The 20,605-nt window shown below is 63.3% G+C and carries 20 protein-coding genes; 11 read left to right on the forward strand and 9 right to left on the reverse strand.

Annotated features, from left to right (window positions below; all coding sequences use genetic code 11):
• Positions 1–123 precede the first annotated feature (123 nt).
• The gene (locus ABIA96_RS29280; RefSeq protein ID WP_354140512.1) at positions 124–855 is read left to right on the forward strand and encodes a GGDEF domain-containing protein; all 732 of its coding nucleotides are present in this window, start codon (positions 124–126) and stop codon (positions 853–855) included.
• Between the two features lie 109 nt (positions 856–964).
• Here the strand turns inward: ABIA96_RS29280 and ABIA96_RS29285 are convergent, their stop codons facing one another.
• The 3 genes from ABIA96_RS29285 to ABIA96_RS29295 all read right to left on the reverse strand — a co-directional run bounded on the left by ABIA96_RS29285 (position 965) and on the right by ABIA96_RS29295 (position 1,771).
• Positions 965–1,216, reverse strand: a complete 252-nt coding sequence (locus ABIA96_RS29285) for a hypothetical protein (RefSeq protein WP_354140513.1) — start codon at positions 1,214–1,216, stop codon at positions 965–967.
• 23 nt (positions 1,217–1,239) lie between these two features.
• Positions 1,240–1,446 (reverse strand): hypothetical protein, encoded by a 207-nt coding sequence (locus ABIA96_RS29290; RefSeq protein ID WP_354140514.1) that lies wholly within the window; start codon positions 1,444–1,446, stop codon positions 1,240–1,242.
• 118 nt (positions 1,447–1,564) lie between these two features.
• Positions 1,565–1,771: a YdcH family protein gene (locus ABIA96_RS29295; RefSeq protein ID WP_008131174.1), complete on the reverse strand. Its 207-nt coding sequence runs from the start codon at positions 1,769–1,771 to the stop codon at positions 1,565–1,567.
• A gap of 327 nt (positions 1,772–2,098) precedes the next feature.
• Here ABIA96_RS29295 and ABIA96_RS29300 point away from each other — a divergent pair, with 327 nt between their 5' ends.
• Entirely contained in the window at positions 2,099–2,278 is a 180-nt protein-coding gene (locus tag ABIA96_RS29300) for a YdcH family protein (protein ID WP_354140515.1), read from the forward strand.
• 111 nt (positions 2,279–2,389) lie between these two features.
• Here the strand turns inward: ABIA96_RS29300 and ABIA96_RS29305 are convergent, their stop codons facing one another.
• A complete protein-coding gene (locus ABIA96_RS29305) occupies positions 2,390–3,493 on the reverse strand; it encodes an NAD(P)/FAD-dependent oxidoreductase (RefSeq protein ID WP_354140516.1) in 1,104 nt (367 codons plus the stop codon).
• A 205-nt stretch (positions 3,494–3,698) separates the two neighbouring features.
• Between ABIA96_RS29305 and ABIA96_RS29310 the strand changes: the two genes are divergently transcribed.
• The 6 genes from ABIA96_RS29310 (at position 3,699) to ABIA96_RS29335 (ending at position 11,458) form a co-directional block, all read left to right on the forward strand.
• Entirely contained in the window at positions 3,699–6,377 is a 2,679-nt protein-coding gene (locus ABIA96_RS29310; protein ID WP_354140517.1) for a sensor domain-containing protein, read from the forward strand.
• A 39-nt stretch (positions 6,378–6,416) separates the two neighbouring features.
• Positions 6,417–7,877, forward strand: a complete 1,461-nt coding sequence (locus ABIA96_RS29315; protein ID WP_354140518.1) for a glycerol-3-phosphate dehydrogenase — start codon at positions 6,417–6,419, stop codon at positions 7,875–7,877.
• 176 nt (positions 7,878–8,053) lie between these two features.
• Positions 8,054–9,223 carry an ABC transporter ATP-binding protein gene (locus ABIA96_RS29320; RefSeq protein WP_354140519.1) on the forward strand — a complete coding sequence of 390 codons (1,170 nt, stop codon included), beginning with the start codon at positions 8,054–8,056 and terminating at the stop codon, positions 9,221–9,223.
• Positions 9,220–10,131 carry an ABC transporter permease gene (locus ABIA96_RS29325; RefSeq protein ID WP_354140520.1) on the forward strand — a complete coding sequence of 304 codons (912 nt, stop codon included), beginning with the start codon at positions 9,220–9,222 and terminating at the stop codon, positions 10,129–10,131. Before ABIA96_RS29320 ends, ABIA96_RS29325 begins: the two co-directional genes overlap by 4 nt.
• Position 10,132: 1 nt before the next feature.
• Positions 10,133–10,945 (forward strand): ABC transporter permease, encoded by an 813-nt coding sequence (locus tag ABIA96_RS29330; RefSeq protein ID WP_354140521.1) that lies wholly within the window; start codon positions 10,133–10,135, stop codon positions 10,943–10,945.
• Between the two features lie 12 nt (positions 10,946–10,957).
• Entirely contained in the window at positions 10,958–11,458 is a 501-nt protein-coding gene (locus tag ABIA96_RS29335; RefSeq protein WP_354140522.1) for a DUF6622 family protein, read from the forward strand.
• On the opposite strand, the gene ABIA96_RS29340 is transcribed toward ABIA96_RS29335, so the two are convergent.
• The 4 genes from ABIA96_RS29340 to ABIA96_RS29355 all read right to left on the reverse strand — a co-directional run bounded on the left by ABIA96_RS29340 (position 11,455) and on the right by ABIA96_RS29355 (position 16,742).
• Positions 11,455–12,306, reverse strand: a complete 852-nt coding sequence (locus tag ABIA96_RS29340; protein ID WP_354140523.1) for a carbohydrate ABC transporter permease — start codon at positions 12,304–12,306, stop codon at positions 11,455–11,457. The two genes, ABIA96_RS29335 and ABIA96_RS29340, sit on opposite strands and share 4 nt — an antisense overlap.
• Positions 12,303–13,175: a carbohydrate ABC transporter permease gene (locus ABIA96_RS29345; protein ID WP_354140524.1), complete on the reverse strand. Its 873-nt coding sequence runs from the start codon at positions 13,173–13,175 to the stop codon at positions 12,303–12,305. The genes ABIA96_RS29340 and ABIA96_RS29345 overlap by 4 nt, the downstream gene beginning before the upstream one ends.
• 97 nt (positions 13,176–13,272) lie before the next feature.
• Positions 13,273–14,658 (reverse strand): ABC transporter substrate-binding protein, encoded by a 1,386-nt coding sequence (locus ABIA96_RS29350; protein WP_354140525.1) that lies wholly within the window; start codon positions 14,656–14,658, stop codon positions 13,273–13,275.
• 194 nt (positions 14,659–14,852) lie between these two features.
• Positions 14,853–16,742, reverse strand: coding sequence for an AsmA family protein (locus tag ABIA96_RS29355; protein WP_354140586.1), 1,890 nt, complete (start codon positions 16,740–16,742; stop codon positions 14,853–14,855).
• Between the two features lie 269 nt (positions 16,743–17,011).
• Here ABIA96_RS29355 and ABIA96_RS29360 point away from each other — a divergent pair, with 269 nt between their 5' ends.
• Together ABIA96_RS29360 and ABIA96_RS29365 are read left to right on the forward strand one after the other, a co-directional pair.
• Positions 17,012–17,719, forward strand: coding sequence for a CoA transferase subunit A (locus ABIA96_RS29360; protein WP_354140526.1), 708 nt, complete (start codon positions 17,012–17,014; stop codon positions 17,717–17,719).
• 15 nt (positions 17,720–17,734) lie between these two features.
• Positions 17,735–18,385 carry a CoA transferase subunit B gene (locus tag ABIA96_RS29365; RefSeq protein WP_354140527.1) on the forward strand — a complete coding sequence of 217 codons (651 nt, stop codon included), beginning with the start codon at positions 17,735–17,737 and terminating at the stop codon, positions 18,383–18,385.
• A 236-nt stretch (positions 18,386–18,621) separates the two neighbouring features.
• Here ABIA96_RS29365 and ABIA96_RS29370 read toward each other — a convergent pair whose 3' ends face one another.
• The gene (locus tag ABIA96_RS29370; RefSeq protein ID WP_354140587.1) at positions 18,622–19,686 is read right to left on the reverse strand and encodes an AraC family transcriptional regulator; all 1,065 of its coding nucleotides are present in this window, start codon (positions 19,684–19,686) and stop codon (positions 18,622–18,624) included.
• Positions 19,687–19,887: 201 nt separating this feature from the next.
• Here ABIA96_RS29370 and ABIA96_RS29375 point away from each other — a divergent pair, with 201 nt between their 5' ends.
• The gene (locus tag ABIA96_RS29375; RefSeq protein ID WP_354140528.1) at positions 19,888–20,508 is read left to right on the forward strand and encodes a response regulator transcription factor; all 621 of its coding nucleotides are present in this window, start codon (positions 19,888–19,890) and stop codon (positions 20,506–20,508) included.
• Positions 20,509–20,605 lie beyond the last annotated feature (97 nt).

Consider the following 20,605-nt stretch of genomic DNA (forward strand, 5'->3'; position numbering starts at 1 on the left):
AAAACAGAAAGATAGGCCAGATTTACGGTTCCGGCCGGTGGCTCGCAAGGCGGTGGCAAGGAGAAGGGAATGGACTATCCTGTCTTGGTGAATCCCCGCAAGCCTTCATTGAGCAGGATGCCCATGAAGAAACCAAAAAGGGCGACCGCTGCGAAGGCCAAAAAGGGCCGGAAAACCAGCGGGAGCCGAACGAAAACTGCTCCCAAGCGGGCTGCGGCGCCGCGCCGCGCGCCCACAGCCCGCGCTGCCAAGAAAACTAGCAAGGATACCGGCAAGGATACCGGCAAGGCGACGATCCGCGGCCTGCGGACCAAGCTCACCCAGGCGCTGCGGCGCGTCGTTGAGCTTGAGGCTGCGGCCGACACCGATTTCCTGCTGGACATTCCCAACCGCCGCGGCTTCGAGCGCGAGCTCCTGCGCGCCACCGCCTACATGAATCGCTACCGCGCCAGCGGCGCACTGATCGTGCTCGACGTCGACCGGTTGAAACCGATAAACGATTCCTTCGGTCATGGCGCCGGCGATGAGGTGCTGAAGGCGATCGCCGCGACGCTGACGCGGCAGATCCGCGCTTCCGACGTGGTCGGCCGTCTCGGCGGCGACGAGTTTGCCCTGCTGTTGTGGAATCTCAGCGAGACCGATGCCAAGGCGAAGGCGCTCATCTTCGAGCAGGCGATCGACGAATTGTCGTTTGTCTTTCGCGGCCAGCACGTCACGGCGGGCGCCTCCGCCGGTGTCGCGCTGCTCGGTGCGCAGTCCGACGCCGTCCGCGCATTGGAGGAGGCCGATGCCGCCATGTATGTACGCAAGGCGCAGCGGCGGCACGAGCCGCGGATCAGGCTTGTGAACAGCTAGAGCTGATCCGGACCCGAAGGGCCGCGCTAGCGCAAAGTGTCGAGCGGTTTTCCCTCGCGACAAACGCGGAACGCGTTTGCGCGGAGATGATGCTCAAACAAGCAATCTTCTACAGCGTTGCGAGATCTTCCGGGACGTTGCCAAATTTGCGCAACAGCGTGGCGTCACCGAATTCGCCGGTCATGGGATTGCCGCTGCGGCTGAATGCGACCGCGCCGATATGGCCGGCACCGTGCGCCAGGGCTTCGGCGCGCCGCAATGCGGCTGTCGAACTCTGGCATTCCTCCGCGGCGCCCGCGACAGGCGATCCGTCGGCATCGATGAGGAAGGGCATTGCAACGTAATAGGTCACGTCCGACATGGCGTTGCGCTCCAATGGTGAGGTCAGGCGGCGCTGCTTCTGCTGCGTGAAGTTTCCGGAATGCAACCGGCCGAGATCGCCGCCTGCAATTCCTCCAGTTCGGCTTCCAGATATTCGTTGGCCATGATCAGCGCCTTGATGGTGCTGCGCAGATTGCCGTCGCACATGGCGATCGCCTGGTCACAGGCTTGCTCATAATGGCCGTTGTCGAGAAGGGCGGGGACCGACATCTGCGTTGTCCTTGCGTGTTCCTGGGGCGTTTCCGGGCATCGGGGTGAGCCAGATGTTCCTACTTTGTTCTTTTTGAGTCAAGCAGATTCAAACATGGCAACGCGCCACGGCTGTGGATCAGGCGATGATGTCGGGCGTGATCTGGTCTTCGATGAAGGCAATACGGTCGCGCAACAACAGCTTGCGTTTCTTCAACCGCTGTAACCGCAATAGGTCGGGGGCGGGCGATTGATGCAGTGCATCGATCGCCGCATCGAGATCTCGGTGTTCCTGCTGCAACCGGGTGAGCTCGGATTCGAGCTCACGCTCGTCTTCATTGGTCATGTCTGCGGTGGCCGAAAACCGATAGGCTTGAGATAAGGCTGTGGATGCCCTGTGGAAATTATCGTCCTTGCGCGGCGTGATCGCAAGCGATCTGGGGCCTTCGCTCACCGCTCTCTCGCAAGATATTTCGACGATTCGCAGCAGCGTCGCGCAAGCACATTGATATCATGGATTTTTCGCCGCGTGGTTCCTTACTCACGCTTCATTACATATGAATTCTCAAAAATGACGGTGCGACGACCGATACCCATCGACAGAACGAATCGGTGATGTAGACTTGCTCGTCCGGATCGAATCCAAGGTTCACCCCTACCGAGGAGGTTTCGAATGACAATTCAGGCACATCTGGTTGAATTGGAACGGAAGCACAAAACTCTCGAAAACGAATTGCACGAAGCTCTCGTGCACCTTTCAACAGACGACCTGCAAATTGTTGAGTTGAAGCGCCGGAAGTTGCTGGTCAAGGACCAGATCGAGCGTCTGAAGCACGGCAACACGCTCCACTAGTAACCCCCGTAACACCGTAGAGTTTGATCGTATCCTTTCAGGCAGGGATGAGAGCCTTTGCGCTCATCCCTGCCGTAAGGCGTGCGCTGCGCAATCATCGTTGCGCAACGGTTAGATTTGGGCGAGCTCCGCGACGTGGTCCGCGATCGCGAGCGACGATGTCAGTCCCGGCGATTCGATGCCGAACAGATTGATCAAACCCGTGACGCCATGATCACGCGGACCCTGCATCAGGAAATCCTGCGTCGCTACGGCCGGCGGCACGATCTTCGGGCGAATGCCCGAATAACTCGGCATCAACGCTCCATCGGGAAGCGTCGGCCAGTATTTGCGGATCGCAGGATAGAAGCGCTCGGCGCGCGACGGATCGACTTCATAATCGATCGTCTCGATCCATTCGACGTCGGGGCCAAAGCGCGCCTGTCCGGCCATGTCCAGGGTGAGATGCACGCCGAGCCCGCCAGGCTCGGGCACGGGATAGATCAGGCGCGAGAACGGTGCGCGCGCGTTGCAGCTGAAATAATTTCCCTTGGCGAGATAGGATGGCGGAATCCGGTCAATCGGCATGCCGTCGATGTGGCGTGCCACGGTCGTCGCTGAAAGTCCGGCGGCGTTGACGAGCAAGCCGCATTGCAGCGTCATCGGCGCTTCGCCACCGGCCTCGATCTCGATCATGCCGGCATCCGCCTTGGCGCGGATCAACGGTGTGTGAAACGCAAAGGCTGCGCCCGCTGCCTCGGCCTCGCCGCGCAGCGAGAGCATATAGGCATGGCTGTCGATGATGCCGGTCGATGGCGAGAGCAGCGCGGCGTCGCAGGCCAGCGCCGGCTCCAGCGCGCGCGCGGCTTCGCCCGAGAGCAACTGCATGTCGAGCACGCCGTTGGCCTCGGCATGCGCCTTGATCGATTGCAGCTTCTCGGTTTCCCTTGCATTGGTCGCGACGATCAGCTTGCCGCAATTCTTGTGCGGAATGCCACGCTCGCCGCAATAGCGGTAGAGCGCATGCTTGCCGCTGACGCACATGCGCGCCATCCAGCTTCCGGCGCGGTAGTAGATTCCGGCATGGATCACCTCGCTGTTGCGTGAGGAGGTGATGGTGCCGGTGGCCTCGGCCTCCTCCAGTACGATCACCTCGCGCCCGGACTGTGCGAGCTTCCGGGCCACCGCGAGCCCGACCACGCCGGCACCGATGACGACGCAGTCGACCCTATCCATGGTTGTGCAGAAGTCCCGCTGAAGTTGCCCAGAAGTCCGTTTTGCGTGGGAAATGCGCCTCGCGGCCGTTTTCCGTTAAGGAAGCATTTATCATGTCAGGGCAATTGCCGTATTTCGCGTCACATTTTTCTGTTGGGCGTACAGGCGTTTACCCGATCCAAACCCGTGAAGCCAGACAATCCGCAGTTGAAATCGCGGGTGGCTGATGGCTGAGAAGAACTGGCAGGAAGGCAGCATGCTTCCGATTGCTGTGCGGGCCGTCGTGTGCCTGGCCAGCGCGGTAGCGCCTTCGCGTGCCTATGCGGACAGCCCTATTCCCTATCCTGGCAATCTCGACCCCAATCTGATCTGGGAAGCCCTGATCGGGGGTATTGTCGTCTGCGCGTTCCTGGCCGCCGTCGCGCTGTGGATCCAATCCGCGTTGCGCCGGAGCAAGCGTTCGCAGCTGCGGCGCAACGCCTTCGTCTCCTCCGCCATGAATAATCTCAACCAGGGCGTGGTGATGACGGATGCGCGGCGGCGCATCATCTTTTGCAACGACCGCTATATCGAGATCTACGGCCTGACGCGCTCGGACCTGTGGACCGGCATGACCGGCTACGACATCCTCGAGTTGCGGCGCAAGCGCGGGGTCCTCGCCGTTTCCGACGACGACTTCTACGAGAAGGCGGCAAGCTCCAACGGCCTGATCAGCGAGCTGCCTGACGGCCGCGCCATCCTGGTGAAATATTTCATTCTGCCGAACGGCGGCTCGGTGGCGACCCATCTCGACGTCAGCGAGCAGCGCAAGCTGTCGCGGCAGCTCGCCTCGACCAAGCAATTCCTGGAAACGGTGCTGGACAACGTGCCGGCTTGCGTCGCCGCGAAGAACATCGAGGACGGCCGCTACATCTTCGCCAACAGCGCCTATGAGCGGTTCTGGGGCTTTTCGCGGGACCAGGTCGTCGGCAAGAATGCGCGCGAGCTGTTCGGTCCCAAATCGGCGGCGAGCATCGAGGCGACCGACCGCGCCGCACTGCTGGCGCCGGAAGGACAATATCGCAACGAATTCGAGGTCGACGTCCCACGCGACCAGGCCCGGCGCATGGTGGCCTCGATCCGGATCGTGGTCCGCAACGAGAGCAACAAGCCGGAATTCCTGCTGGTGGTGTTCGAGGACATCACCGACCGGCAATCGCTGTCGATGGAGCTGGAGAGCACCAAGAAATTCCTCGAGCTCGTGGTCGACAACATTCCGGTCGCGCTGATCGTGGAGCAGGTCAAGGATGGCCGCTATCTGCTCGCCAACCGCAGCGCCGAGACGATCCTCAACCGAAGGCGCGAGGAAGCCACCGGCCTGACCGCTTCCGACATCTTCAATGCCAAGGAAGCCAAGCTGATCATCGCGCGCGACGAGGCGGCGATCAAGAAACGCGGGATGATCACCGAGGAGCATCCGATCTCCACCAAGGACGGCCTGCGCCTGTTCCTGACCCGGCGTGCCACGGTGCTCAACGACGCCGGCGAGCCGCAATATCTGATCAAGACCCACGAGGACGTCACCAACCGCCGGCAGACCGAGTCGCGGATGGCGCACATGGCCTACCACGACGGCCTCACCGACCTGCCGAACCGCGCCGCCTTCCTTCAGGCGCTGACCCAGATGATCGAGGCCTGCGAAGGGACCGACGAGGAATTCGCGGTCCTGTGTGTCGATCTCGACGGCCTCAAGGAAGTCAACGACGTGTTCGGCCATGCGCTTGGCGACAAGCTGCTGATCGAGGTGGCCCAGCGGTTCCAGGACGCTGCACGCGGCGGCCTGGTGGCGCGCCTCTCCGGCGACGAATTCGGCCTGATCATCGACGGCAAGCAGCCAGATGCGGGCCTCGCGCTGGCGCAGCAGCTTGGCGAGGCGCTCGCGCCGGAATTCCACATCGACGGCCGCGCGGTCCGCGCCGGCATCACCACGGGCATGTCGGTCTTTCCGCACAACGGCTCCGACGGTGCCTCGCTGCTCGCCAATGCCGGGGCGGCCCTGTTCCGCGCCAAGCAGAAATCGCGCGGCACGATAAGCCTTTACCAGCCCGAGATGGACCAGCAGATCCGCGACCGCCGCGTACTGCACCAGGACCTGTCGATGGCGATCAAGAACGGCGAGCTGTCGCTTGCCTTCCAGCCCCAGGGCATCGCGCGCAACAGCGTCGCCGAGAGCGAGATCATCGGCTTCGAGGCCTTGGCGCGCTGGCAGCATCCGGTGCGCGGCCAGGTCTCGCCGGCAGAGTTCATCCCGATCGCGGAAGAGAGCGGCCTGATCGTCGAGATGGGCGAATGGATCCTGCGCCAGGCCTGCCGCGAGGCGGCGTCGTGGCCGAAGCCGCTGCAGGTCGCGGTCAATCTGTCGCCGGCGCAGTTCATGCACGGCGACGTGGTCGGGCTCGTCCATTCGATCCTGATCGAGACCGGACTTGCACCCGGCCGGCTCGAGCTCGAAATCACCGAGGGCGTGCTGATCGAGGACTTTGATCGCGGCCTGGCGCTGCTGCGCCGCCTGAAGGCGCTGGGTGTCCGCATCTCGATGGACGATTTCGGCAGCGGCTATTCCTCGCTGAGCTATCTTCAGGCGTTCCCGTTCGACAAGATCAAGATCGACCGCGCCTTCATCATCAATCTCGGCCGCAATCCGCAATCGGCTGCGATCGTCCGCGCCGTGATCGACCTCGGTCACGGCCTCGAAATGTCGATCATCGCCGAAGGCGTCGAGACCATCGACCAGCTCGCCTTCCTTGCCAGGGAAGGCTGTGACGGCGTGCAGGGCTATCTGCTCGGCAAGCCGCTGCCCATCGGGCAATATGCCGGCTTCGTTGGCCGTGTCGAGGCCATGGAGCTTGCGCTCAAGACCGGCTAGTGGTGTTGGGCGTATCTATCGCTCCCTCTCGACGGTTTCATGGCGGATTACGACCTCGCGATCATCGGTGGCGGCCTGAACGGTGTCAGTCTCGCGCGCGATGCCGCCGGCCGCGGACTGCGGGTGATCCTGATCGAGCAGGGCGATCTCGCCGGCGCCGCGTCATCGGCGACGCCGCGATTGATCCATGGCGATCTGTCGGTGCTGGAACGGCGTGGCTTCTGGCGGGTGCGCCGGGCGCTGGCCGAGCGCCGGACCTGGCTCCGGATTGCGCCGCATCTGGTGCGGCCGATGAGCTTTGTGATCCCCGCCCATTCCGACGAGCGCCCGCCATGGCTGTTGCGTGCCGGACTATATGTCTATGACGCGCTCACGAACCGCGGCGGCCTGCCTAAATCGAGCACGCTCGACATCACGCATCATCCGGTCGGCAATGCGCTGAAGCGCCCGTTCGGCGTCGCCTTCGAATATGCCGATTGCGTCGTCGACGATTCGCGTCTGGTGGTGCTCACGGCGCTGGATGCCGCCGAACGCGGTGCCGCGATCCGGACCGGGGCGCGTTGCGTGCGCGCCGACAGAACCGACATCTGGCGGCTCGCGCTGGTCGATCGCGGCCATCGCCGGGTGATCACGGCACGTGCGCTGGCCAACGCCACCGGTGGATGGACGTCGATGGTCGCAGAGACCGTGCTGCGGCAGCCGCAGCCGGCCCTGGTGGCCATGCAGATGAGCCAGATCGTCGTGCCCAAGCTGTTCGAATCCGACAACGTCTATGTCTTCCAGAACAACGACGGGCGGCTGATTTTTGCCGGCCCGTTCGAGCGCGATTTCACGCTGGTCGGCACGGTCACCCATGATTTCACCGGTGACCCCGCGATCGTCGCGATGCCGGGCGCCGATGTCAGCTATCTCTGCGAGGCGGCGAGCCGCTATTTCCGCGAGCGCGTTGCCCCGACCGACGTGGTGCGCACGGTCACCGGCGTCAACCTGTCGCCTGCGTCCGCGCGGCGACGCGACGGGACGACGCTGTTCCATGCGCGCCGGGGCAAGGCGCCACTGCTGACGATATTCGGTGGTGACGTCACCACCTCGCGGCTGCGCGCCGAGCGGGCGGTGACGCGATTGACGCCGTTCTATCCGATGTTGCCGCGCTGGACCGCCGGCGCAGCATTGCCCGGCGGAGATTTCGGCTGGGATCGTTTCGAGACCGAGGTCGACCTCGCGCGCGACCGCTGGCGCTTTCTCTCCGAGACGCAGGCCCGGCGCCTGGTTGCGGCCTACGGCTCGCGATTGCCGGCCGTACTGGGCGAGGCGAAGACACGCGACGAGCTCGGTCCAGGCTTTGGTCCCGACCTGACCGGCGCCGAAGTGCGCTATCTCATGGCCCGCGAATGGGCGCGCTTCCCGGAGGACATCCTGTGGCGCCGCTCCAAGCTCGGCCTGACCATGCCCGCGGCGGACCGTGATGCGCTGGTGGCATTCATGGCGAGTGTGAGCTAGTCAGCGGTAGCCCGGATGGAGCGAAGCGCAATCCGGGAAAGTCTCACCGGCGACGGACCGCCCCGGATTACGCTGGCGCTCCATCCGGGCTACGGGTCGGCAATGTTATCCTCGAACCGGTTGAGCAAAAGACGATCCGCCGCTAGCGTGCGGCGGCATTGGGGTTGGCAGGGATCATGACTGACGAGTTGCCCAGAACGGACGCCGCGGCCCATGCGGCTGGAGCTGCGATTGCTGCCGCGGGCGAACCGTTGCTGCGCATCGAGGGCGTGGCCAAGACGTTCGGGAGGTTCCGTGCAGTTGACGGCGTGTCGCTCGACATCAGGGCCGGCGAGTTCTTTGCGCTGCTGGGCCCCAGCGGTTGCGGCAAGACCACGCTGCTGCGCATGCTCGCGGGCTTCGAGGCGCCGGATGAAGGGCGCATCCTGCTCGGTGGCAATGATATCGCGCAGGCGCTGCCGCACGAGCGCCCCATCAACATGATGTTCCAGAACTACGCGCTGTTTCCGCATCTGTCGGTCCGCGACAACATCGCCTTTGGCCTGAAGCGCGCAGGTCTGGCGCGTGCCGACATCGCAAAGCGTGTTGCCGAGATGGTCGCGCTGGTGAAGCTCGAAGGGCTGGAGAAGCGCAAGCCCGATCAGCTCTCCGGCGGCCAGCGGCAGCGCGTCGCGCTGGCCCGCGCGCTGGCGCGGCGACCGCAATTGTTGTTGCTCGACGAGCCGCTCGCAGCCCTCGACAAGAAGCTGCGCGAAAACACGCAAGGCGAGCTGATGGAGCTACAGCGCCGGCTCGGCATGACCTTCATCATCGTCACCCACGACCAGGAAGAGGCGATGACGATGGCTGATAGAATCGGCGTGATGAATGCCGGCAAGCTCGCTCAGGTTGCGACTCCGCGCGAACTCTATGAGGCACCGCGTTCGCGCTGGATCGCGGAGTTCGTCGGCGACATCAATCTGTTCGACGGCGAGTCCAAATTGCGCGACGGTCATCGTCTGGTCATTGGCACGCGTGATGCGGGTGCGCTGGTGGTGGCCGAGCCGCGCCAACCGGTCGGCGCGGGAAGATTGTCGGTCGCGATCCGTCCTGAAAAGGTCAAGCTGTCGCGCCATGGTCCGGTGAGCGAGGCCGGCCACGAAACCGCGATCAACCGGCTGGACGGCGTGATCGCCGACATCTGCTATCTCGGCGGTACCACCACCTACAAGGTGAAGCTCGACGCCGGCGGAATTGTGCAGGCGTCGGTTGCCAACAGTGCTCGCCTCGATGTCGATGCCTATAGCCTGAACCAGCACGTCGTAGCCTGGTTCACGCCTGACGACTGCATGGTGCTGTCGTCATGAGCACGCCCCGGATTTTCGCGCGACCGGCGCGCTTTGCCGCGATCGCGCCCTATGTCTGGATGGTGCTGTTCTTCCTGGTGCCGTTCGGCTTCGTGCTGAAGATCAGTCTGTCGCAGACCGCGATCGCGCAGCCGCCTTACGAGCCGGTGTTCGACCTGACGGCGGGATGGACGGCAATCCAGGCGGCCTTTGCCGCGTTGTCAGTCGACAATTTTAGGCTGATCGCCTCCGACGACCTTTACGCGTTCGCCTATTTGCGCAGTCTCACCGTTGCTGTGACGGCAACCGCACTGCTGCTTCTGATCGGCTACCCCATCGCCTACGGCATGGCACGGCTGCCAAAACGTTGGCAGGCGGTGGCGATGGTGCTGGTGATCGTGCCGTTCTGGACGTCGTTCCTGATCCGCATCTATGCCTGGATCAACATCCTTCAGCACGACGGCCTGCTCAATCAGATCCTGCTCGCGCTGCATCTGGTCAGCCGGCCCCTGGTGTGGCTCTCCACCGACACCGCGATGTATATCGGTATCGTCTATTCCTATCTGCCGTTCATGATCCTGCCGCTCTACGCCACGCTCGCTAAGATGGAGCCGGCGCTGGAGGAGGCGGCGGGCGATCTCGGCGTCCCGCCGTGGCAGGTGTTCTGGCTCGTCACCTTCCCGCTGTCGCTGCCGGGTGTCGGCGCCGGCGTACTCTTGTGCTTCATCCCGATTGTCGGCGAGTTCGTGATTCCGGATCTTCTTGCCGGCTCCAACTCGCTGATGATCGGCCAGACCCTGTGGCTCGAATTCTTCACCAACAAGGATTGGCCGGTTGCGTCTGCCGCGGCGATCGTGCTGCTCGTGATGCTGCTGCTGCCGCTTCTGCTCTACGAGCGGCTGCAGCGGCGGCAGTTGGAGGAGCGGTGAGATGCGCAAGGTCTCTCGCCTGTCCCGCTTCAACATCGCATCGCTCGCGATGGGGCTCGCCTTCCTCTATCTGCCGATCCTCATTCTCGTGATCTATTCCTTCAACGCGTCGCGGCTGGTGACGGTGTGGGGCGGCTGGTCGCTGCGCTGGTACCACGAGTTCTTTGCCGATCGCGCCATGATCGAGGCGGCCTGGATGAGCCTGCGGGTCGCGGTCTCGTCCGCGACCATCGCCACGCTGATTGGCACGCTGGCCGCGGTGGCGCTGTCGCGCGGCGAGCGCTTTCGCGGCCGTACGCTGTTCTCCGGCATGCTCTATGCGCCGCTGGTGATGCCGGAGGTGATTAGCGGATTGTCGCTGCTGCTGCTGTTCGTCGCGTTGAACGCCGAGCGCGGCTTCTGGACGGTGACGATCGCCCACACCACGCTGACGATGTGCTTCGTCGCCGTCGTCGTGCAGTCGCGCCTCGGCTCGCTCGATCGGTCGCTGGAGGAGGCGGCGATGGACCTCGGCTGCGCGCCCGTCCGAGCCTTCCTGTCGGTGACACTGCCGCTGATCGCACCGGCGATCGTCGCCGGATGGATGCTCGCCTTCACGCTCTCGCTCGACGATCTCGTGATTGCGAGCTTCACCACGGGGCCAGGCTCGGCAACCTTGCCGATCCGGATCTATTCCGAGGTGCGGCTCGGCGTAAAACCGGAGATCAACGCGATTTGCACGCTGGTGATTGCCCTGATCGCGGTCGTCATCATCATCGCCTCGCTCGCTTCAAAGCTGTTGAGTTCACAGGGCGAGAGCGCAGCACCTCTTTAGAAGGGATGGATCATGATGTTCGCCTATCAGATCCTGATCCACACCCCGCCCTGGGTCTGGATCCTGCTTGCCTATCTGGTCTGGCAGGGCATCAAGTCGATACAGCCGCGCAAGGCGCCGATCTGGCGTGCACTGATTGTCCCTGTCGTATTTATCGTCTGGGGCGTCTCGCGGATCGGCTTTGGGCAGCAAGCTAGCCAATGGCCGCTGGTCGCATGGATCGCAGCGGCGGTCGTGCTTCTGCCTCTCGGTGTGCTGACGCCGCGTCCGTTCGATGTCGATCACAAGACCGGCGAGATCATCCGTCCGGGCGGCGCGTTCGCGCTGATCCGCAATCTCGTCGTGTTCTTTCTGCAGTACACGGTGAGCGTGATCTCGGCCATCAACGCAGGCGACCGCGCACTTGGCTTCATCGTCGGCCGCACCATCTCGGGCGCGACCGCCGGTTACTTCCTTGGCTCGATGATCGCGCTCCTGATCGCCTGTCGCAGGAAGCGCGCAGCCGACGTTTAGGACTTCACGGCGCCCGCGGTGAGCCCGCCCACCATGTAACGGCGGAAGGCGTAGTAGATCGCGGCCGGCGGCAGTGCGTAGATGAAGCCGGTCGTCATCAGCAGCTCCCAGGGCGAATCGTCAGCGGCGAGGAAGTTGCCGAGCGCCACGGGGAGTGTGATGTCGCGGTCGTTCGAGAGCAACAGGAACGCGTAGAGATATTCGTTCCAGGCGAGCAGAACCGCATAGGTCCCGATCGCGACCAGCGAGGGTATCATCAGCGGAAGATAGACCAGGCGGAAGATCTGCAGCGTCGTGGCGCCGTCCATCACCGCGGCTTCGTCAAGCTCGACCGGCAGCTTGTCGGAAGCCTGCTTCAGCACCCAGATCGCGTAGGGTGAGGCGATCGTCACCATCGCGAGGATCAGCGACCAGTGATTGTTGAGGAGGCCGTAATTGCCCATAGTGCGGTACATCGGCACCGCGAGGAACGCCGCGGGGATGAAATAGGTGAAGAGCGCCAGGTTCATCACGATACGTCCGCCGGGCACGCGCAGCCGCGAGATCGAGAACGCCGCCGCGGTGGCGATGACCAGCGTCAGCACGCCGACGGCGGCCGCGATCACCAGGGAATTCCAGAACTGAACGTAGAAGTCGCGCAGGAAGTAATGCTGCTCCCTGAACACGATCTCGAAGTTGTGCAGCGTTGGATGATCCGGCCACAGCTTGCCCGAGAACGCGTCCTCCTTGGGCGAGATCGCGAACAGGAACATGTGGTAGATCGGAATCATCGTCCAGAGGAAGACGGGAATACCGATCAGCAGCAGCCGCGATTCGGTCGCGACATCACGCAGGGAGGGAAGCTTCATCGCGACAGCCGTTTCATCATGAAGTACATGAGCGGCACGACGAACGGCATTGCGCAGACGATGGAAGCCATCGCGAGCGAAAGCTGGTCGAGCCGGAGATAGCGGATACCGAGCGTCGACAGCACATGCGTCAGGTCGGCCGGACCGCCGCCGGTAAGCAGATAGACGCTATTGAAATCGCCCAGCGTCCAGATCATCGAGAGCAGCGTGCAGGTGATGTAGAGCGTCTGCAACGACGGCCAGGTGATAAAGCGGAATTTCTGCCACCAGCTCGCGCCGTCGACCTCGGCGGCCTCGAACAGATCTTGCGCGATTGCGAGCCGGCCGGTCATCAGGATCAGCGTCCAGAATGGCAGCGACTTCCAGATGTGCACGCCGATCGCCATCGTCAACGCCACCGTCGGATCGTTCAGCCAGTTCGGGCCGTCATCGCCGGTGAAAGAGAAGATCAGGTGGTTGACCACGCCCCATTCGGGATTGAACATGAAGCGCACGGACAGGATGGTCGGGATCGACGGCACCGCCCAAGGCAGGATGAAGATCACCGAGAGCCATTTGATCCAGGTGCGCTGCTGCGCGAAGAAACCGGACAGGAACAGCGCGATCAGCATCTTGATGTTGATGCCGATGACCAGGAAGATCAACGTGTTGACCGCGGCGCGCGCGAAAATCGGGTCGTTGTACAGCGCGACATAGTTCGATGGGGCGCGCGCCAGCCAGAGCCCGTAGCAGACGGGATAGACGACAAAGGCGAGGAAAACCAGCAGATAGGGCACGATCAGTATGATGCCCCAGACCTGCGCCGGCGTGAGCCGTGACGACAAGGGCGGGGCGGGGATCGACTGATCGCCAGAGAGCGTAATCGCCATTCTTTGGGACTCTTTGAAAGGACTTCCGGCCGCACGAGGCGGCCGGTGTTAGCGCTTCGCCTCTCCCCGCGCCAGCGAGGAGAGGAAGAAAGAGAACTTAGCCTGCAACCTGCTTGATGCGGACGATCATTTCGTCGACGGCCTTGTCAACCGGGATCTTTTCGCTGACGACCCGGTTCATCGCCTTGGCCCAGATGTTCTCGTTGTTGAGAATCGTGAACTTCCAGTTCTTGGTGAAGTCGAACGGCGCGGTGCCGCCGGTGAACTGGGCGTAGACCGCCTTGCGGTGCTTGTCGGCCTGCCAGAACGGGCTGGCCTGGCTTTCCTTGGTCACCGGGAACCAGCGGCCGAGCGCGCCCTCGATATAGGGACGGACGTTGTCTTCCTGGAGCAGGAAGCTGATGAACTGCTTGGCCTCGGGCTTGTTCTTGGCCGCGGCGAAGATCAGTCCGGTCTTGACGTCGGAGCGGTAACGGATGGTGGACCCGTCCGGTGCCTTCGGGAAGGACGCGGTGATGATGTCCTGCTCGTAAGCCTTCTTGCCGGCGTCGCGCTGCTCCTGGGTGAGGGCCTGATTCTGCGAATCCTCGTACCACTTCGCCGCGATCGAGATCGTGAAATTGTGGGTCATCACGATCGTCTTGTTGTGGAAGGCGACGTTGTTGTCCGGATCCTTCCAGGTCGTCGACGAGGGCGGAGTGCAGCCCTTGATATAGGTGTCGGTGTAGTCCTTCAGCGCGTGGATCAGGCCGTCGCGGACCTTGGGATCGTCCACCAGCAGCTTGCCGTCGTCGTCGACCAGCTTGACGTGATAGGCGTCCATAAAGGTGTAGAACGACTGGAAGGCGTCGGTGGATTCCACGCCCATCGGCTGGCCAACGGCGTAGATGCGCTGGCCGGTGGCCTTGCGGATGCCCGGCTGCACCTTGTCGCACCAGAACGACCAATAGCCCGCCCAATCGGTCGGGATGTCGCTCTGCTTGAAGCCGGCCTTCTCCAGCATGTCCTTCCAGATCTGGACGTGCATGCTCTGCTGCTTCAGCGGAAAGCCGTAATAGGCCTTCTTCTTGGTGACGTCGTTATAGAGGATCGATGCATCCAGCGTGTTCTGCACGAACCGGCCCTTGATCGGCTCCATGACATCGGTCAAGTCCTCGAGCTTGCCCTCATAGGCCCACTTGCCCTGCGCCTGCACGTCATAGGAATCCGAGTAGGCGACGTCGGGCACGGTGCCGGCGTCGAGCGCGGCGACCGTCTTCGGAATCATGTCCTGAATCGCGTACTGCGACAATTCGACCTTGATGCCGGTCTTGGCTTCGAATTTCTTGATCGTTTCGAGCAGCGCGTCGTCTTCGGACCGGTAGAAGCCCTTGCTCCACCAGACCGTAATCGTCTTTTGCTGCGCAAATGCTGGTGCAGCGGCCGCGAACAGCCCGACCGCAGCGACCGCCAGTGTGACTGCGCCAATAACCTTGGATTTCACGTTTTTCTCCCTCAAGCCGCCGGTGTTTTAACCGGTCGGATAAAACACTAGCGCATGGCCGCTATCCGATCTAGCGGCATGTTGTCAGACATAGGTCGTGGGGTATCGGGCTCGTGGAGATGCTTAACGCGTGCATCGATCCAATCGCCGCATCAATTCGCCCCGATCAATTCGCGCGATCGGCGGACGCGTCCTCAGTTCGACTTCGCGCCCTCTTTGGCGTTCTCCGCCGTCGGCGATCCCTCCGGCGCCTGTCGCTTTCCGCCGGTGATGCGCCGCTTCAGCAGGTCGAGGAAAGGAGACGCCGCGGGCGACTGGCGGATCAGGGCCTCGGGATCAGGGAAGATCAGCGGATCGTCCCAGGGACCCTGTACCATGAAAGGCAGTTGAAAGCCTGACGTTGTGTTGAGGCTCGCCACACCTTTCATGTCGTATTCGCGCGTCGGTACCGATGCGGTGCCGGTCATCGTGATCTTCGCAGCCGGCCCTTCGATGCGGATGTCCTCGGCGGTGGCGATTCCGTCGGCGAATTTCAATGCGATGGTGAGATTGTCGTAGGGCGTCGAGCCGTTGCGGAAATTGCCGCCGCCCGACAGCGGCCGGCGCTCCAGCCGCTTCAGCAGCTGCTCGGCATTGATGCCCGCGATCGCGCCATCATGCCCGGTCACGGTGGCGGTGCCGTCAAGCGACTGCACCAGACCGAACGGGCTCGAGCCGGAGGCGAGGAGCGACACGTTGATGTTGCCGCGGCCGGACAGCTTGTTGAGGCCGAACAGTTCTGAGGCGCAGGCCTGGAGGTCGACGTCGGTGAACTGGAATTGTGCCTTGATGTCGGCGACGGTGTCGGAGCGCGAGATGCCGAACGAGCCCTTGGCGATGCCGCCATAGACTTGTGCCTCGCCGACCGAGAGCGCGAGCGTGCCGTTGCGCAGATTGGCGCCGATCGCGGTGCGGCCGAGCTTCGAGGAGCCGACGGTCAGTTTGGCTGCCGAGAGACGCATGTCGAGATCGGTGGTCGACAATCCGTTGAGATCGAACAGCTGCGTGTTCCAGTCGCGCGCACCGCTCGCGAGCAGGCGGAAGGTCGAGATATAGGGTGTCAAGTCGAGCGCGTCGGCGGCGAGTGTCGCCTGCAGCGTCTGCCGGCCGTTATTGGCGTAGGTGATCACGCCTTCGGCGGTGTTGCCGTCGAGCTCGACATTGACATTGGTCAGCGCGATCGAGGCACCGACGACATTGGCGCGCGCTTTCAGCGCGAAGCGTCCGAAGCCGCCGCTGCCGGGCTGCGGCTGGCCGGTCCAGCGCAGCGCGTTGCGCAGAGACGGGCTGTCGATGGTGAGCGTACCCTCCATCATCGGGCTGGTGCGGTTGGCGACGCTGCCGTCGAAGGCGAGCTTGAGCGGCGCACTGGCGACCCGCGCCTTCAGGCCCGAGCGGTCGCCCGAAAGGGCCGCGACGAAATCGGCAAAGCTGATCGAGCCGTCGACGCGCTCGCCGCGCCAGTCGAATTGCCCGGTCGCGGCAAAGGAGCGCGAGATCGAGGGCCACGCCAGCGACAGGTCGATGTCCTCTAGTTTCTCGGTGGCGTTCGTGGCGACGTCCTCGTAATTGAGCACGCCGTCCTGGATCCTGATTTCGGAGAACGAGACCTGGTTGTCGGCGCCGGGCTTCATCGTCCGCGCAATGGTCTGGATGAAAGGCGTCCAGTTGCTCTCGCCGTCCGGCTTCAGGCTGACATGGATGCGCGGTCGCAACAGCGTCAGGTCGGCGATCTCGAACCGTTGCAGCAGCAGCGGCAACAGCCTGAGATTGGCGGTGAGCACGTCGACATGGAGCGCGGGGTCGCTGGTGCCGCCGCCTTTCAGGCCGACGTCATGGAAGGAGATGTAGCTTGCCGGCAGCACGGAAATGTCGATGTTGCCTGCCACGCCGAGCTCGAGCCCGGTGACGTCGCGGATCTGCGCTTCCACCGCCTTGCGCAGCGCGTCGCGGTTGATGAGCCAGGAGGTCGCGATCAGGGCGATCAGCGCGACACCGAGCAGCGCCGCGATCGGCGTCCCGAGGCGCTTCATTCCTTGGGCCATGGTCAATGGCATGTCCTGATAGAGTTGGTCGTTGGAGCCAGAAGGGCGGGGCGGGAAACCTGCGCGCCCCCACGCCCAACCCCCGCAACTTGAAGGGTTTTCTTGTCGCTTTCAAGGCCACGGACGGATCTGCCCACGGCGTGGGCAGCTTCTACCACCAGCTACCGGAATGGAGAACCCCGTATCATTGACGGCTTCGGACGATTTCGCCTAATAATCGCCGCCAACAAGGCGCGACGCCTGCCGCAGGTTAAGCCGAGGGTTTTTGCATGAACAAGGTCTATCCCGACGCCAAGTCGGCGCTTGAGGGCGTTCTCAAGGACAACATGATGATCATGTCGGGCGGCTTCGGCCTCTGCGGCATCGCCGAGGTGCTGTCGGATGCGATTCGCGAGTCCGGCGTCAAGGGTCTGACCGTGGTCTCGAACAATGCCGGCGTCGACGGCATCGGACTCAGCCGCCTGCTGGAAACCCGTCAGATCAAGAAGATGATCTCGTCCTACGTGGGCGAGAACAAGCTGTTCGCCCAGCAATTCCTCGCCGGCGAACTGGAACTCGAATTCAATCCGCAGGGCACGCTGGCCGAGCGCATCCGCGCCGGCGGCGCTGGCATCCCGGCCTTTTACACCAAGACCGGCGTCGGCACGTTGATTGCCGAAGGCAAGGAAGTGAAGGAGTTCGACGGCGAGAAGTATCTGATGGAGCGCGGCCTGCTGGCCGACCTCGCCATCGTGCACGCCTGGAAGGGCGACACCGCCGGCAACCTGATCTACCGCAAGACCGCGCGCAACTTTAACCCGATGATGGCGACCGCCGCCAAGGTCACGGTGGCCGAGGTCGAACACCTGGTTCCCGCCGGTGAACTCAACCCCGACCACATCCACACGCCCGGCATTTTCGTGAAGCGCATCGTCGAGGTCGGCACGGCCAAGAAGCGCATCGAATTCCGCAATACCCGCCCGCGCACCGCAGCTTAAGATCAGGAGAGCGATATGGCCTGGACCCGTGAACAGATGGCTGCGCGCGCCGCGAAGGAATTGCGTGACGGCTATTACGTCAATCTCGGCATCGGCATCCCGACGCTGGTCTCGAACTACATCCCTGACGGCGTCGATGTCAGCCTCCAGAGCGAGAACGGCATGCTCGGCATGGGCCCGTTCCCCTATGAGGGCGAAGAGGACGCCGATCTGATCAACGCCGGCAAGCAGACCGTGAGCGAGCTGCCCTCGACCTCCTATTTCTCCAGCGCGGATTCCTTCGGCATGATCCGCGGCGGCCACATGGATCTGTCGATCCTCGGCGCCATGCAGGTGGCCCAGAACGGCGATCTCGCCAACTGGATGATCCCCGGCAAGATGGTCAAGGGCATGGGCGGCGCGATGGACCTCGTCGCCGGCGTCAAGCGCGTCGTCGTGGTGATGGAGCATTCCGCCAAGGACGGCGCCAAGTTGCTGAAGCAGTGCAACCTTCCGCTGACCGGCGAGCGTGTGGTCGACATGGTCGTCACCGATCTCGCCGTGTTCACCATCGACAAGCACGGTGACGGCGGCATGGCGCTGATCGAGCTCGCCGACGGCGTCACGCTCGACGAGGTCAAGTCCAAGACCGAGGCCGAATTCCGCGTCGCGCTGAAGAATACGTAAAGCAATGATCGCGAACGATTGGGAATGGCCGGGCTTCGTCCCGGCCATTTTTGTTGGTGCTGTCATTTGGGAGAACGAGATATCTCCACGCCGTCATTGCATGGAGCCCTTGCGACGAGCAATTCAGGCTGCCTCCGCTGAAGGATTCTGGATTGCTTCGCTGCGCTCGCAATGACGGAGCGTCGCTACGACCGCGCCGCCCACACTTTGCCCCAGCGCGCCGACACGCTCACCATCTATAATCGCTCCTTGCGCACCAGGCGGAAGCCGAGATTGGCGGGCGTAACCCCGCGCGGCTGCGGCAGGGGCCGCACGCCCCGCCGCCAATCGGTGATGGTGCAGCCGAAGCGGCCGCGGAACCAGCGGGCCATGGCGCTTTGGGCGGAGAAGCCAAGCTGCGCGGCAATATCCGCCAGCGGCCGGTCGGGGTCCTCGATCAGCTGGATCACGAGATCGGCGCGCTGCGCTTCGAGGATCGCGGAGAAGCTGGTGCCGGCCTCGGCAAGGTGACGGTGGATGGTGCGACGGGTGCAGGCGAGGTGCTCGGCCACCCGCTCGACGGTGCAGTCGCCGCTCGCGAGCAGGATGCGCACGACCTCGTCGACCTTCTCCTCCCAGCTCGCCGGGCGGCTTTCGATCGCCTCGATCCGCTTGCGCAGATAGTTCGCGATCAAGGGATGCGCGCTCGGGATCCGGCGCTCCATGTCGTGCGCCGACAGCAGGATCGCGTCCTCCTCCGCGTTGAAGGTCACGCGACAGCGGAAGAATTCGCGGTAGCGCTTGCGGTCGTGCGGCGGCGGATAATGCAGGTGCACTTCCTGCGGCCGCCAGTCACCTCCGAACAGCGACTGGATGATGCGGTGGATGCTGCCCAAGGCCATGTCGATCGATTGACGCGGCGCGGTCGGTTGCCGCCCACGCAGATGCAATGTGACGGTCACGGTCTGCTTGTCGGTGATCACGTCGAGCTTCATGCCGTCGTGGTGGATGTGGATGAAGCGGGAGAATGCCTCGATCGCCTCGCCGACGGTCGCCTGTTCGCGCACGATCAGGCCGACCGCGCCGAAATTGGTCAGGCCGCCACGCTCGGCCAGCCTTAAGCCGAAATCTTCGGCACCTGAGGCTTCGGCCGACAATTCGAGCAGGCGACGCAAACTTGCGACAGCGATGGGGGTATCCGGCTTATCGAGGATGGCCAGCGGCAGCCTGGCCTTGCGCATCATCTGTTTGGGGTCGAGCCCAACCGACCGGGCAACCTCCGGGTAACAGCTCAAGCCTGCGCTGCGAATGAGGTCGGTCATGCGACCCGTTCCTGTCAGCCATTCCCGCAGATGTCCCGAAATGTAAAGTTTCTGTCCCGATCCGTCAAATCCGGGAACAAGGCGGAACATACATAATGGAAAGCGAAGCACTGGCGCGAATGCCGTGCTCATGACGGCGGGGCGCGATGGGGCCCCCGGCCGTCCCTTCTCATTTGACCAAGACATTATTGGATCGGGATTATGCCGGGAAACATGCTTTCCAAGGGTGAGGTATTCGTCATTGAAACCGACGCGGCCTCCCGCGAACAATTGTCCAGTGCGCTTCAACAGAGCGCCTATGACGTGATCTGCTTTGCCGACGGCGCGTCGCTGCTGTCGGAAGCCAAGGCGCGGATGCCGGCCTGCGTGGTGCTCGAGATGCCGCCGGATCGCTCCGCCCTCGACGTGCTCAAGTGCCTGCGCGAGGAAAATTGCATGGCGCCGGTGCTGGTGACTTCGGCGAACGGCAGCATCGCCATGGCGGTCGACGCTATCAAGAGCGGCGCGGCCGACTTCATCGAGAAGCCGTTTCGCACGCATGAGGTCGTCGGACGGATCGATGCCGCGATCGACGAATCCGCCCAGCCCGATTCGAGCCGGCAGCGCTGGCTGCCCGGCTGCGAGCCCCTGACCGCGCGCGAAAGCGACGTGCTGGCGCATCTCGCTGCCGGCCTGACCAACAAGGAGGTCGCCCGTCGCATGCATCTGAGCGCACGCACGGTCGAAGGCTATCGCGCCAGCATTTTGAAGAAGGCTGGTGCCCGCAACGTGACCGACCTGCTCCGCCGCATCTTTGGCCAGGGGGCGCCCAGCGAGGTCTGAGCCCAACCTCTGAGGTTGTGCCGCGGCGTGGTGACGCGTTCCTCGGCCATGGTGCTGCCGCAGCTGCGCCTAACGGAAACCCTAATCGAACCGGTTC

It is taken from the genome of Bradyrhizobium sp. LB11.1 (genome assembly GCF_040549385.1).
Lineage (GTDB): Bacteria > Pseudomonadota > Alphaproteobacteria > Rhizobiales > Xanthobacteraceae > Bradyrhizobium.

Excerpts from the sequence above, each read along its gene's own strand:
- ABIA96_RS29340 (WP_354140523.1), bottom strand. The coding sequence starts at position 12,306 with ATGAAGCTTCCCTCCCTGCGTGATGTCGCGACCGAATCGCGGCTGCTG.
- ABIA96_RS29365 (WP_354140527.1), top strand. The coding sequence starts at position 17,735 with ATGGCCTGGACCCGTGAACAGATGGCTGCGCGCGCCGCGAAGGAATTG.
- ABIA96_RS29280 (WP_354140512.1), top strand. The coding sequence starts at position 124 with ATGAAGAAACCAAAAAGGGCGACCGCTGCGAAGGCCAAAAAGGGCCGG.
- ABIA96_RS29290 (WP_354140514.1), bottom strand. The coding sequence starts at position 1,446 with ATGTCGGTCCCCGCCCTTCTCGACAACGGCCATTATGAGCAAGCCTGT.
- ABIA96_RS29325 (WP_354140520.1), top strand. The coding sequence starts at position 9,220 with ATGAGCACGCCCCGGATTTTCGCGCGACCGGCGCGCTTTGCCGCGATC.
- ABIA96_RS29370 (WP_354140587.1), bottom strand. The coding sequence starts at position 19,686 with ATGACCGACCTCATTCGCAGCGCAGGCTTGAGCTGTTACCCGGAGGTT.
- ABIA96_RS29305 (WP_354140516.1), bottom strand. The coding sequence starts at position 3,493 with ATGGATAGGGTCGACTGCGTCGTCATCGGTGCCGGCGTGGTCGGGCTC.
- ABIA96_RS29330 (WP_354140521.1), top strand. The coding sequence starts at position 10,133 with ATGCGCAAGGTCTCTCGCCTGTCCCGCTTCAACATCGCATCGCTCGCG.
- ABIA96_RS29375 (WP_354140528.1), top strand. The coding sequence starts at position 19,888 with ATGCCGGGAAACATGCTTTCCAAGGGTGAGGTATTCGTCATTGAAACC.
- ABIA96_RS29345 (WP_354140524.1), bottom strand. The coding sequence starts at position 13,175 with ATGGCGATTACGCTCTCTGGCGATCAGTCGATCCCCGCCCCGCCCTTG.
- ABIA96_RS29285 (WP_354140513.1), bottom strand. The coding sequence starts at position 1,216 with ATGTCGGACGTGACCTATTACGTTGCAATGCCCTTCCTCATCGATGCC.
- ABIA96_RS29320 (WP_354140519.1), top strand. The coding sequence starts at position 8,054 with ATGACTGACGAGTTGCCCAGAACGGACGCCGCGGCCCATGCGGCTGGA.
- ABIA96_RS29300 (WP_354140515.1), top strand. The coding sequence starts at position 2,099 with ATGACAATTCAGGCACATCTGGTTGAATTGGAACGGAAGCACAAAACT.
- ABIA96_RS29310 (WP_354140517.1), top strand. The coding sequence starts at position 3,699 with ATGGCTGAGAAGAACTGGCAGGAAGGCAGCATGCTTCCGATTGCTGTG.
- ABIA96_RS29315 (WP_354140518.1), top strand. The coding sequence starts at position 6,417 with ATGGCGGATTACGACCTCGCGATCATCGGTGGCGGCCTGAACGGTGTC.
- ABIA96_RS29355 (WP_354140586.1), bottom strand. The coding sequence starts at position 16,742 with ATGGCCCAAGGAATGAAGCGCCTCGGGACGCCGATCGCGGCGCTGCTC.
- ABIA96_RS29335 (WP_354140522.1), top strand. The coding sequence starts at position 10,958 with ATGATGTTCGCCTATCAGATCCTGATCCACACCCCGCCCTGGGTCTGG.
- ABIA96_RS29295 (WP_008131174.1), bottom strand. The coding sequence starts at position 1,771 with ATGACCAATGAAGACGAGCGTGAGCTCGAATCCGAGCTCACCCGGTTG.
- ABIA96_RS29360 (WP_354140526.1), top strand. The coding sequence starts at position 17,012 with ATGAACAAGGTCTATCCCGACGCCAAGTCGGCGCTTGAGGGCGTTCTC.